Genomic DNA, 12,077 nt, shown 5'->3' on the forward strand with positions numbered 1-12,077 from the left:
GTTCAGCAAGCCCTGAGCGGCTCGTCCCGGGCGCACGGCGTCAGCTCGCGCGCGCGAGCTCGCCGTGCGCCGCCGTCTCGGCGTGGGCCTTGAGCCAGCGCGCGACCGAGGCGGCGTGCAGGTTCTCCTGCGCCAGCGCCAGGCGACACTGCGCCGCCAGCTCGCCGTGGCCGAGGCTCTCGGCGAGCGCGGCCAGCAGGTCCCAGCCGGCCACGTCGGCGAGCTCGGCGATCTGCTGCGCGTGCAGGGCCTGCGCCAGGCCCGTGCGCGGGTCGGAGATGACCTGCAGCACGCCCACGCTCTCGACCGCGGTGAGGTCGGCCGACGGCGTCATCGCCGTCGCGTCGGCGCCCAGCGCGGTCATCGCCTCGACCATCCATTCGAAGTGACGCGCCTCGTCGGCGCGGAACGCCACCAGGTCCTCGAGGGTCGGCCCGCCCGACCACGAGCCCGATGCCTCGAGCTTGAGGATCAGCCCGTCGTACAGGCGCACGCCGGTGCGTTCGAACGCGAGCCGCTCGCCGAGCTTGTCGAGCAGCACGTTGCCCTTGTGGCCCTTGAGCAGCTCGAGCGCGGCCCCGGTGACGCCGCGCAGGCTCAGCGGCGGCGGCATGTGGCCGATCTCGCCGGACTCGCAGGCGTAGCGGAACCGCAGCACCGCGGCGTCGCGCGCCGAGCCGGCCGAGCTCGGCGCGGTCGCGGTCGCGCCCTCGGTCATGCGCGGACCGTCGAGCGGCGACAGGGCGATGCCGGTGCGGTTGATGCCGATGTCGGTGGGACGATCGTTCTTGCTCATTGGGCCGCCTCCTCCTGGACCAGCGAGACGAACTCGGCCTCGCGCACGCGTCGATCGGTGAGCTCGGTGCCCGGCTTCCAGCGGTAGCCCGCGGCCACCAGCTCCGACGGCGAGCCGCTGGCGTTGAGCTGCTCGCGGTAGGCGAGCGAGGCCGGGCTCGAGGTCGGGCGGCACGATGTCGAAGCCGCGGGCGCGCAGCAGGACCTCCTCGGCCAGCGTCTGGCGCACGAATTCGCGGTGGCTGCGGAAGCTCAGCGGATCGGGGAACTCGCCCGGGAGCAGCTCCGCCGGGTCGCGCTTCTCGACCTCCTCCATCAGCTCGCGCACGAGTCGCAGGTGGCCCAGCTCGTAGCTGAGGAAGCGCTCCCAGATCTGCTTGATCCGCGGGTTCTGCTCCTGCGAATAGCAGCTCCAATAGGCGTACACCTCGGTCGCCTCCTGCAGCAGCCACTTCTCGAGCCAGGTCTCGCTCGGGTCGGACAGCGCCTCGTACTGCGTCACGTGCTGCTCCTCGATCGCCGCGATCTCGGCGTACAGCTGGCGCGCGACCGGGTCGGCGAAGGTCGGTCCGATCGTCAGATAGTAATCGCGGGTCTGCCACTCCGAGCCGGTGATCAGCGCCGCGTGGATCTTCGTCAGCGGCGCGGCCTGCGTCTTCTCGTAGTGGCGCCGCAGGTCGTCCTCCGGCGCGCGGTGCTCGACCGAGGTCGGCCGCCCGGGCATGACGTCGGTGTAGCTCTGCAAGATGTTGTTGGCGTCCTTGCCGCACAGGCGGTCCATCAGCGCGGCGTAGCGGTAGAGGTGGTCGAAATCCTCGAGCAGGCCGAAGCGGTACACCTGGGCCATGTACGGGTCCGGCTCGACCGCGGCGACGTGCGCGGTCACCTCGATCGCAACCTGTTCGAAGCCGATCGTCGTCTCGAGCGGCGACTGGTCGCCCGGCATCAGCCAATTGACCATCGACGCCTGGAGGTGCTCGACGCGGCGGACCCGCGCCAGCGGCAGGCGCAGGTCGGGGTTGAACCGCGCCGCGAAGTGCTTGAAGCGGCACGCCTCCTGCTCGACGCCGTGCATCAAGATCTGCCGCACCCGCGTGAAGGCGTCGTCGTCGAGCTTGCTGTACGGCTCGCCGGCGATCTCCTTCCACGTGAACTTCTGCCGCTCGAGCGGCGTACCGCGCTCCTTCGAAATGTCGAGGCTCACTGCGTGCTCCTTGGCCTGAGACCTGCGCCGGGACTGCTGGCGGCGCGCGCAGGGCCGGCAAGCCGAATCCAGCGTCAGGCGCCTGCAGGTCCGCCGGTCCCGCTCGCCCTGCTTCGCAGCCCACGAAGGCGGCCGGGCCGCCCCTCGCGGCGCGCTCGACCGGCGGCTCGCATCCCGCTGATTCCTCGGCCGCGCGCACGCTGTCGCGTCAGCCACCTGCCGCTCACGAGGGGCACGGCCCATCCAGACTATTGCGTGAATTGCCACCTCGCGAAGAACGAGGTCGCGCGGTCCGGACAGGACGGCATCGGGCACGAGGCCCGCGAACGAACCTCCGCGCGCATCCTCGCGAGGTCGATACGCGCGCGAGCTCGATGCGGAGCGCGAGCAATCGCGGCTGTGGTGTCGCGGGCGCGAGACGAAGCTCGAATCATCGCGTCCTGATGGCGCTCGCTTCGGCGCAGCGCTCCGTCAGCCACGGGGCCGACGAAAGGACGCCGGCCCCGCGCTTGCGCGGCCCGGCGTCCGACGCTCGGGCGCTGGCCGAACAGATCCAAATGAGCCCGTTCGCGCCACGCTGAGCGCCCCGGGCCGAGTTTGCTATCCTCCGCCGGATGTCCCCCCGCAGCGCGGCGCAGCGTGGAGCCCCCGAGACCGGGAGGGGGCGTATCCTCGTGGGCCATTGCGTCCTGGCTCTCGCTGTCGCCTCCGCGTGCCGGCCAGGCGGGCGCGATTCGCCGCCGGCTTCGCGCGACGTCGACACTTTGCTGGCGGCGCCGCTACCCCGCCCCGCACCCGTCGAGGCGGCCGCGCTCGCTCCGGAGCCGGCCCTGGCCACGCCGATCCCGCCCTCGCTACGGCTCGGAGAGGTCCTCGTGGATGGCCCGCTGGTCGAGGCGGCGCCGACCGATCCGTGCCCGCGTCAGCACCGGTGCACCGTGGTACGCGTCCCCGCGAGCTTCCGCGTGCGCGCCCACCTCGACGGCGGGGGGCGCGAATCAGCGGCGCTCCTGGCCCGGATCGAGCAACACGCCGAGGTCCTCGAATCGTGCATGAACGCCAGCCTGCGCCGCGATCGCTGCATTCGCAGCGGGGCGGCGCTGCTCTATCGATTGCAGCCTTCCGGGGCGCCCGAGTGGATCGCCGTCGACGGCGCCGCAGACGACCGCGCCCTCGCGTGCGTGGATCGCGAGCTCCGCGAGCTCGACCTGCGCCGATTCATGCCACCCGCGACCGCGCCCTCGAGCTGCGGCTCGTGGCGGCCTATCGACCCGCGCATCGCGCCTACTACCGCGACGACGGCGTCGGCCTGGCCCAGAGCCAGGTCGCCGACGATCCCCCGTGCGCCTCACAGTGAGCGCGGCAGGCCGCGAGCGACGCTCGCCGAGCGCCGGTCCCCGCGAGCGACGTGCCCGCCGGCCGCCGCGAACCGCGACGGTCGCGGGCCGCCGGTGGCCGTCTTGCAGGCGTTGGCGCCGGATCGAGGCTGACGAGCGTCTTACATCCCGAGCACCACGATCCGCGGCCCGGCGGGCCGATGCCCGGTCATACGCCGGCGCAGCACTCGTCCAGCTTGTCGAAGATCGCGTCGCCCTGAGCGCACACGTCGTCGGCCGGGCACTGCGCGACCTCGACGCCGTCTTGAAGGCAGACGCAGGTGTCGCCCTCGCAGCTGATCTCGTACGTCGGCAGGTCGGGGCAGCTCAGCCCCAGGCCGCACACGCCCTCGCCGCCTTCATGCGTCGTTTGCATGCATTCCTCGGCCTCGTTGCCGCAGATGACGTGCGCTCGAACGCCTCCGCGCACGCTTCCTCCACGGGTGCAAACGGGTCACAGAGCAGCTTCGCGTTGCACTCGAGATAGATGAAGTGGTTCGGCACGCATTCGGCGTCGATCTCCTGGAACTCCGAGGTGCAGTTCAGGACGCAATCGGCGGTCTCGTCGCCGCCGCCCCCGCACGCGATGGCCTGCTCGCAGAAGGCCTCGCAGGCGCTCTGGTGCTCGGGATCGACGGGGCCGCTGGTGCCGCCCTCGGTGTCGTCGCCGGTGGTGGTCGTCGGCTCCTCCTGGGACGTCGTCGAGTCCTCCGTGGTGGCGCTCGCGGTCGGAGCATCGTCGGTGGTCGAGGCGTCGGTGGTGGACTCGCCGGAGGTGGAGGTCGAGCCCGTGGCGCTGTCGGAGTCGCCGGTGTCGGGGTCGCAGGCGTTTTGGAGGAGCAGGAAGGAAACGGCGAGGAAGGAAAGGTTGAAGCGAAGCACGACGATCTCCGGGGCGAGCGGCGAGGCGGGTCCCTTTCCCCGACGCGTCGCTCGGCCGTGGAGTCGCCGGAGCCGGGAGAAAATTGCCGGCGCTTCGCAATTCGTCGCCGACGCGTGAGCCGCTCGCGGCCCTCGGGGGCGCCCCCTGCGCCGTGGAGCGCATGCGTCACGTCCATGAGCCGAGCTCGCAAGGCATCGTCGGCCGCTCTCTCGCTGCCAGGTTTCGACGCCCGCGCGTGATAGGTTCGCCACGCCATGCGCGCGCTCGTCCTCGCCACCGCGCTGCTGCTCGGCCAGGCCGCGTGCGCCGGCCGCTACCCGAGCGCCCACGATCGCGTCGTCGAGCTGACCGGCCCCGCCGAAGCTCCGGCGCCGCCGCGCGACTGCCTGGTCGCCAACCACGTCCACACCCTCGTCTCCGATCGCTACAGCCACGCGCCGACCGCCGCCAACGAATCGCTCGCCTACGATCCGGCCGGGTTGCGGGCCGCGATCGCGGCGTTTCACGGCGACGGCGTCGACGCCATCGTCGTCACCGATCACAACAGCGCGCACGCCGACTTCGACCCCGCAATCGCCACGGCCCCGCTGACCGTGATCCCCGGCATGGAGTGGACCACCCGCCGCGGCCACGCCCTGCAGATGGGCCTCACGCTCGATAAACCCGCCGACGCGATCATGCCGCCCCCGTGGCGCGCCCGCGTCGTCGCCGACGATTTCCGCCGCATGGTCGCCGAGACCCACCGCCGCGGCGGCCTCGTGATCATCGCCCACCCGCGGGTCCCCTTCCGCACCTGGCCCGACGACACCTTCGGGGCCGACGGCGTCGAGGTGTGGGGCCTCGACAGTGTGGTGATTCGCAACCGCCAGGCCGTGCGCTGGTGGCACGATCGCCTGGCCCGCGGCGAGCGACTCGTCGCGGTCGCCGGCACCGACCTCCACCCCGGCGCCTGGCTGCGCCATCATCGGCGCCCGCTCAATCGCGTGACCGCCACCACCTGCGGCGCCGCCGACGTGCTCGCCGGCCTGCGCGCCGGCCACGTCCTGTTGCTCGACGACCGCGACGCCCCGCGGGTCGTGCTCGCGGTCGACGACGGCGCGCGGCCCGGGGACACGGTCGAGCTGGCCGGCCGCACCGAGCTCGTCCTGCACCTGCGCGTGCTCGCCGGCGCGGGGGCTCGCCTCCGCCTGCTCGGCCCGGCCGGCGAGCTGTTCACGCGCGAGCTGGCGGGCCCCGACGCGACCGTGCGGCTGCGCCTGCGCGTGCGTCCGGGCGAGTTCGTGCGGGCCGAGCTGCACCGCGGGCGCAAGCCGCTGGCGCTGACCAACCCGGTGTACTTCCGCTGACCGGGGGTCGCTGCGTCGGCCGTCCGGCGCCGCACGAGAGCCCGGTCGACCGGCGCGCAGCGACGTGCACCTCGCTCGCGGAGCGCCGCCGGCTCGCATGGCGACATTCGAGCTCGACCGGGCCCGTACGGCCGCTGCGTCCCATTCGCGCTGGGACCTGCAATCGCGACTTCACGGCGATCGCCGCATCGGGCTCGACCGCCGAGCTCGCGTCGCGACATTCACGCCCGGACCGGCGATCGCCGCCCGCCTCGCGACATTCACGCATGACCGGCGGTCGGGCGCCCCGCGAAGGATTCCCCACCTGACGCCCCGCGCTGACGATTTTTTGTCGCGCAGGTCTCGACATTCCCTGAAACGATCCCAATGCGCAAACAACCGCGTTCTCCGCCGTTTCGCGCGCGGACGCGGACCTCGCGGAGCCCGACGATCCGCCGGGGGCCCTGCGGCGATCGGCGGCGCCGCGGCCCGACATGGCCAAAACCCTGAGTCCTCCGAATGTCCACACCGCGCGGAATCACCCCGGTTCGCGCGGTTTAGAATGGTTGTTCCCGCCGATCATCCCCGTATACTGCCGCGGCCCGCGCTCGCCGTCGTCTGTCCTTTGGGCCAGGCGCGTCCGGGGGCGCGCGCGTAGACATCGACCGGAGACGCCACATGTACGCAATGAATACCACGACCCTTCGTCGGGGCCGGCGGGCGACGTCCATCGTCCTGCTGTGTACCGCGACCGCGCTGATCGGCTGTACCGCCGGCGACCCCCTCGAGCAGGACGAGGACTCCGCCGACATCGCCGTGCGGAACGATGATTCCGCCAAGGCCCCGCTCGACGCCGCCAGCGTGTCGATCCAGCGCCTGGAGAAGCCGACCGAGTTCGCCGACACCAAGATCTTCGTCACCCTGAGCAAGGGCGACGCCGAGAAGCTGGCCAACCCCCAGGTGGTCGGCGCCGGCGACGAGGACGCGCCGATCGTCCTGCGCGACGACGGCAAGGGCGGCGACGAGAAGGCCGGCGACCTCGTGTTCACCGGCCTCGCGTTCGCCGACATCGACGCGCTCAAGGCCCGCGCCGAGGCCGAGGCCAAGCAGGACGTGAAGGACGTCCCGCAATTCGTCGGCCGCAGCGTCGAGAAGCTGGCGCCGGCCGAGGCCCTCGACCTCGACAAGTTCCTCGGCGGCGGCGTCATCAAGCTGCCGGGCGCGCCCAAGCTGCTGTTCTCGCTGGCCAACGCGCGCCACAGCCTGATGATCACCGACCCCTCGGTGGTCCGCGACTTCACCCGCACCTACGACCCCTGCACCGACACCGGCGCCGCCATGGGTCCCTGGTCTTCGGCCATCTGATGACCGAGCTGGCCAACCAGCCGCTCACCGGCATCGACCCGGCGCACCTCGCCGAGGACTGGCTGGCCAGCTGGTTGACCCCGCAGCTGCCCGGCTCGGCCTCGATCCCGGTCCCGGCGCGGCCGATGATGCAGCAGCTGATCGACGACTGGCGCGCCGTCAGCGGCGGCGGCGACCTCGACCTGAAGAAGGCCCCGTTCCGCCTGCTGGCGATCGTCAACCGCATCGACCTGTCGCGCCGCGGCAAGGGCGGCGGCGGCTACGGCGGCGGCATCGGCGGCGACTTCCTCGACGCCGGCGAGGGCCGCTTCGTGTTCGGCCTGGTGCTGCCGGCCGGCTACACCGTCAAGGGCTACAACAAGCCCGGCGTGCTCGACTCGAAGACGGGCTGCAGGCTGACCCCGTTCACCGTCATCTTCGAGTACAAGGTCGACAAGCCCGGCTGCAAGAAGGTGCGCGACTGGGCCCAGCAGTGGCGCGCGCTCGACACCCTGCCGTTCGGCGCGACCTACAACGCCGCCCTGCAGGCGATCACCGACCAGTTCACCGTCGCCGGCGCCAGCCCCTCGCGCGGCAACCGGAGCGCGCTCGGTCAGCTGCGCACCAACGACTTCCTCATGGCCCCGCTGTGGCAGATGCGCGAGCACCAGCTGCCGCTGCCGACCGGCTTCCTGAGCCCGCACCAGGTCGCCGACACCGTCGAGCTGTTCCACAACAACACGACCTCGTTCGGCGCGTGGATCGTCAGCAACCTCATGCAGCTGCCGCCGCAGAGCTTCCCGTGGGCGGGCGCCTCCGACGTGCCGAGCCCGGGCACCTTCTGGGACGGCGCCCACTCGGCGATCGACACCCTGCTCATCACCTCGGGCCCCGGCAACGACGCCAACGACGCGCGGCAGAACGTCTCGTTCAGCGCGTGCAGCGGCTGCCACGCGCGCGAGACGGACACCGACTTCGTCCACATCGACAACCGCACCCTGCTCGGCGCCGCCCAGGAGGCGCTCCTGAGCGAGTTCCTGCTCGGCGAGAAGGTCAGCCCCTTCGCCAACAACGCCGTCACCGGCAACCTGCACTTCGTCGACGACCCGTCGGTCCTCGCCCGCGGCGGCGTCATCAACCCGACCAACCCGCAGCACCGCCGCGGCTTCCGCGACCTCGAGTTCCGCCAGCAGAAGCTGGTCGAGTTCGCCACCCAGAGCTGCCTCGGGTGCCCGTGCTCGACCCGGTCCTGGTCGAGGACGCGCTGACCCACAAGAAGGCGCTGCCCGACGACCTGTTCGAGAACGCCGAGCCGCTCGGCAAGGACAAGCTGCCGACCTTCGCGCTCGAGCGCCTCGGCGACGCCCCCGTCGCCCAGGTCCACTGATGCGCCGAAGGACATGTCCCGGGGGCCATGACCCCGGCGACATGCCCCCGACGGCGCGCCGGTGGCCGCCGTCGGCGCGCCGCAGGACAGGTCGCCCGGACATCCCCGGGCGACCTGCCCCGCTGCGCTGCGCCGGTCGGCGGCGCCTTCGGATGTACCAGAAGACATGTCCTCAAGGACATTCTCTCGAAGACATGTCTATAAGAGCATGCTCCATCGGCCATGCTAGCGAGGCGCCTCGCCGCCCGCTCAGCGCAGGCGGAACCGCTGGATCTTGCCGGTCGCGGTCTTCGGCAGCTCGTCGACGAACTCGATCCAGCGCGGGTATTTGTAGGGCGCCAGGCGGTCCTTGACGAACCGCTGCAGCTCGGCGACGAGCTCCGGCCCGGCCGCGGCCGGGTCGCGCGCGACCACGAACGCCTTCGGCTTGACCAGCTCGTCGGCGTCCGCGTGACCGACGACCGCGGCCTCGAGCACAGCCGGGTGCGCGGCCAGGGCCGACTCGACCTCGAACGGCGAGACCCAGATCCCGCCGGCCTTGAGCATGTCGTCGGCGCGCCCGCAGTAGGTGTAATAGCCGTCGTCGTCGCGGGCGTAGCGGTCGCCGGTGCGGGTCCACGGGCCGTGGAAGGTCTGCAGGCTGCGCTCGCGGTCGTTGAAGTAGGCGGCCGCGGCGGTCGGCCCGCTCACCCACAGCGCGCCCTCGGCCGCGCCGGCGATCGGCGCGCCGTCGTCGTCGAGGAGGCGCAGCGCGTAGCCGGGGACCGGCAGGCCGGTGGTGCCGTAGCGGACGTCACCTGGCCGATTGGACAGGAAGATGTGCAGCATCTCGGTCGAGCCGATGCCGTCGAGGATGTCGCTGCCGAAGCGGGCCCGCCAGCGCTCGCCGACGTGGCGCGGCAGGGCCTCGCCCGCCGAGGTGCTGACCCGCAGCGCCGGCAATCGCACCTCGGCGTGGGCGGCGTCGGCCAGCATCGACGCGAACAGCGTCGGCACCCCGCAGAAGACCGTGCACGCCCGCTGCTGCAGCGCGCGGTACACCGCCGCCGGCGTCGGCCGCTCGTGCAGCAGCACCGCGGTGGCCCCGAACGCCAGCGGGAACGTCAGCGCGTTGCCGAGGCCGTAGGCGAAGAACAGCTTGGCCGCCGACAGCACCACGTCGTCCTCGCGCATCCCGAGCACCGCGCCGGCGTACAGCTCGGCGGTGCGCCGCAGGTGCGCGTGCAGGTGGACCGCCGCCTTCGGCTTCCCGGTCGAGCCCGACGAGTACAGCCAGAACGCCACGTCGTCGGGCCCCGTCGCCGCCGCCGCGATCGTCGGCGCCGCCCGCCCCAGCAGCGCGCCGAGCCGCGGATGACCGTCGTCGGGCCCGCCCTCGGGGCTGTCGGCCACCACCGTCGCCGTCAGCCACGGGCTGCGCCCCCGCGCCTCGCGCAGCTTCGGCAGCAGCGCGTCGCTGACCACCAGCACCCGCGCCCGGCTGTCGCGCAGCAGGTGCTCGTAGTCGGCCGGCGCCAGCAGCGTGTTGACCGGCACCGGCACCGCCCCGATCTTGATCGCCCCGAGGAACACCGCCACGAAGTCGACGGTGTCCAGCAGCACCAGCATGACGCGCTGCTCGATCTGCACCCCCAGCCCGCGCAGCAGGTCGCCCGCCCGGTTCACCCGCTCGGCCAGCGCCGCGTAGGTCACCGGCCCGAACGCGTCGACGTAGGCGATCTTGTCGCCGAGCCCGCGCGCCAGGTTGCGCTCGATCAGGTCGACGGCGGCGTTGTACTCGCGCGGGAAGCTCACGACCACGCCCGAGCGTACCAGCCCGCCGGCGCGGCGTCAGGACCCCGGAGCGGCCGAACGGGGGGCACCAGCGGACGCAGGCGTCGGCGACCCGCGCGAGCCGCCGGACGTCCGCGAGCCCAGTGCGTGGACCGCCGACGAGCCACGAGCCCGCGACGCCCCGCTCGCCCGTTCGCACCCGCTCTCGGCTCCTACGAATGGGCGGTGCGGCGAATCGACGGGTATGCGCATTCGCGGTCGTCGCCGCATTGCCTCGCGCCGCGGAGGTCGCTCGACGGCGTTTGACCACCCCCGGCCGCGTGAACTCGCTCACCCGGGCCGCGGGCGCGCGTGTGCGAGACTGCGGAAAATGACCTCGAGGGCCCCCTTCGCCACCTTCGACCGCGACGCGTGGGCGCGGCTGCGCGAGCAGACCCCGCTGACGCTGAGCGAGGCCGACCTCGACGCGCTGCGCGGCATCAACGAGCGCCTGTCGCTGGACGAGGTGCAGGCGATCTGGCTCCCCGTCACGCGTCTATTGAATCTCCGCTTCGCCGCGCTGCGCGAGCTCCGGCGGGTCACCCAGACCTTCCTCGGCCGCACCGGTCCGGACCACGCCTCGCCGTTCATCCTCGGTTTGGCCGGCAGCGTCGCCGTCGGCAAGAGCACCGCGGGGCGCGTGCTGCAGACCATCCTCTCGCGCTGGCCCGAGCACCCGCGGGTCGACCTCGTCACCACCGACGGCTTTCTGTTCCCCAACGCCACCCTCGAGGCGCGGGGGATCCTCCAGCGGAAGGGCTTCCCCGAGAGCTACGACCTGCGCGGCCTCATGCGCTTCGTCGCCGACGTGCGCGAGGGGGCCGAGGAGGCCTCGGCCCCCGTCTATTCGCACCTGTTCTACGACATCGTCCCCGACGAGCGGCAGCACGTGCGCCGGCCCGACATCCTGATCCTCGAGGGCCTCAACGTCCTGCAGCGGGGCGCCCACGCCACCGGTCGCAAGGGCGTCTACATCTCCGACTACTTCGACTTCTCGATCTACGTCGACGCCGAGGAGGCCGCGATCCGCGAGTGGTTCTTCCAGCGGTTCCGTCGCCTGCGCGAGACCGCCTTCCGCGACCCGCACTCGTACTTCCACAAGTACGCCAGCATGCCCGAGGCCAGCGCCATGCAGCTCGCGCACACGGTGTGGGACACGATCAACGGCGTCAACCTGCGGCAGAACATCGCGCCCACGCGCGAGCGCGCCGACCTCATCCTCGAGAAGGCCGCCGACCACACCGTCCAGCGCGTCCGTCTGCGCGTCGGCTGAACCTCACCGCGGCGTGGCCCACAGCCGGTGCATCGTCGGGCCCATGCCGACGATGTACAGGCAACAGAACCCGAGGCCCGCGGCGTAGGCGGTAAGCTCGTGCGGGCCCACGACCGACGGCTCGGCCGGCCCGAACCGCGGCGAGCAGGCGCACGGCGATTCGCCCGTCGCGCTCGCGTTCCCTGCGGTCGCCCACGCGAGCGCCACCGGCAGCAGCGGCGCGACGATCACCGCGGTGGCGAACGCCAGCAGGCACCACTCGGGCCGCACGCGTCGCCACGCGGCCAGCGGCGCGGCCACCACGGCCACCGCCGACACCACGATCAGGCTCGCCAGCCACAGCTTGCGCGTCGACCACGTGCCCGGCACCCAGCCGATCGCCATCGACGTGTGGACCACGAAGAACAGGCCGAGCGCCACCGCCGGGCCCACGGCGCGGCCGCGGCGGTCCTCCCACAGCGCCAGGAACGGCACCACCACCGCCCCGCAGGCCAGCAGGTACAGCAGCGCGCGCAGCGGCGGGCGGGGAACACGCGCCCCACCGCGTACAGGTGGAGCCGCTCGATCCGCACGATGTCCTCGCTCGGGCTCGCCGCCGGATCGTGGCAGTGCTTCTCGATCCACACCGCGGTGCGCGTCGCCGCCGGTCGGGGCGCCCGCGGCGGTCGTCCGCTGTGA

Annotated in this window: 11 protein-coding genes and 1 pseudogene; 6 read left to right on the forward strand and 6 right to left on the reverse strand. The window is 72.4% G+C overall.

Features of this window, described 5'->3' with window-relative positions; all coding sequences use genetic code 11:
* Positions 1-40: 40 nt before the first annotated feature.
* Both OV079_RS58445 and OV079_RS58450 read right to left on the reverse strand, forming a co-directional pair.
* Entirely contained in the window at positions 41-796 is a 756-nt protein-coding gene (locus tag OV079_RS58445; protein ID WP_267771065.1) for a ferritin-like domain-containing protein, read from the reverse strand.
* Positions 793-1,999, reverse strand: a pseudogene (locus OV079_RS58450) (hypothetical protein). The gene OV079_RS58445 and the pseudogene OV079_RS58450 overlap by 4 nt, the downstream one beginning before the upstream one ends.
* Before the next feature lie 875 nt (positions 2,000-2,874).
* On the opposite strand from OV079_RS58450, the gene OV079_RS23335 reads away from it, so the two are divergent.
* Positions 2,875-3,489 (forward strand): hypothetical protein, encoded by a 615-nt coding sequence (locus tag OV079_RS23335; protein WP_267771066.1) that lies wholly within the window; start codon positions 2,875-2,877, stop codon positions 3,487-3,489.
* A gap of 55 nt (positions 3,490-3,544) precedes the next feature.
* On the opposite strand, the gene OV079_RS23340 is transcribed toward OV079_RS23335, so the two are convergent.
* Both OV079_RS23340 and OV079_RS23345 read right to left on the reverse strand, forming a co-directional pair.
* Positions 3,545-3,751 carry a hypothetical protein gene (locus OV079_RS23340; protein WP_267771067.1) on the reverse strand — a complete coding sequence of 69 codons (207 nt, stop codon included), beginning with the start codon at positions 3,749-3,751 and terminating at the stop codon, positions 3,545-3,547.
* Complete coding sequence (locus OV079_RS23345; protein WP_267771068.1) at positions 3,703-4,257, reverse strand: hypothetical protein; 555 nt, start codon at positions 4,255-4,257, stop codon at positions 3,703-3,705. Before OV079_RS23345 ends, OV079_RS23340 begins: the two co-directional genes overlap by 49 nt.
* A gap of 255 nt (positions 4,258-4,512) precedes the next feature.
* On the opposite strand from OV079_RS23345, the gene OV079_RS23350 reads away from it, so the two are divergent.
* The 4 genes from OV079_RS23350 to OV079_RS23365 all read left to right on the forward strand — a co-directional run bounded on the left by OV079_RS23350 (position 4,513) and on the right by OV079_RS23365 (position 8,314).
* Positions 4,513-5,604 carry a CehA/McbA family metallohydrolase gene (locus OV079_RS23350; RefSeq protein ID WP_267771069.1) on the forward strand — a complete coding sequence of 364 codons (1,092 nt, stop codon included), beginning with the start codon at positions 4,513-4,515 and terminating at the stop codon, positions 5,602-5,604.
* 666 nt (positions 5,605-6,270) lie between these two features.
* Positions 6,271-6,948, forward strand: coding sequence for a hypothetical protein (locus OV079_RS23355; RefSeq protein WP_267771070.1), 678 nt, complete (start codon positions 6,271-6,273; stop codon positions 6,946-6,948).
* A complete protein-coding gene (locus OV079_RS23360; RefSeq protein WP_267771071.1) occupies positions 6,948-8,195 on the forward strand; it encodes a hypothetical protein in 1,248 nt (415 codons plus the stop codon). The genes OV079_RS23355 and OV079_RS23360 overlap by 1 nt, the downstream gene beginning before the upstream one ends.
* Entirely contained in the window at positions 8,162-8,314 is a 153-nt protein-coding gene (locus tag OV079_RS23365) for a hypothetical protein (RefSeq protein WP_267771072.1), read from the forward strand. The genes OV079_RS23360 and OV079_RS23365 overlap by 34 nt, the downstream gene beginning before the upstream one ends.
* 249 nt (positions 8,315-8,563) lie before the next feature.
* Here the strand turns inward: OV079_RS23365 and OV079_RS23370 are convergent, their stop codons facing one another.
* Complete coding sequence (locus tag OV079_RS23370; RefSeq protein ID WP_267771073.1) at positions 8,564-10,114, reverse strand: benzoate-CoA ligase family protein; 1,551 nt, start codon at positions 10,112-10,114, stop codon at positions 8,564-8,566.
* Between the two features lie 343 nt (positions 10,115-10,457).
* Here OV079_RS23370 and coaA point away from each other — a divergent pair, with 343 nt between their 5' ends.
* The gene (coaA, locus tag OV079_RS23375) at positions 10,458-11,399 is read left to right on the forward strand and encodes a type I pantothenate kinase (protein ID WP_267771074.1); all 942 of its coding nucleotides are present in this window, start codon (positions 10,458-10,460) and stop codon (positions 11,397-11,399) included.
* Positions 11,400-11,402: 3 nt separating this feature from the next.
* Here coaA and OV079_RS23380 read toward each other — a convergent pair whose 3' ends face one another.
* The gene (locus OV079_RS23380) at positions 11,403-12,023 is read right to left on the reverse strand and encodes a hypothetical protein (RefSeq protein ID WP_267771075.1); all 621 of its coding nucleotides are present in this window, start codon (positions 12,021-12,023) and stop codon (positions 11,403-11,405) included.
* Positions 12,024-12,077: the final 54 nt, after the last annotated feature.

It is taken from the genome of Nannocystis pusilla (assembly GCF_026626665.1).
In the GTDB taxonomy this organism is placed as follows: Bacteria; Myxococcota_A; Polyangia; order Nannocystales; family Nannocystaceae; genus Nannocystis; species Nannocystis pusilla.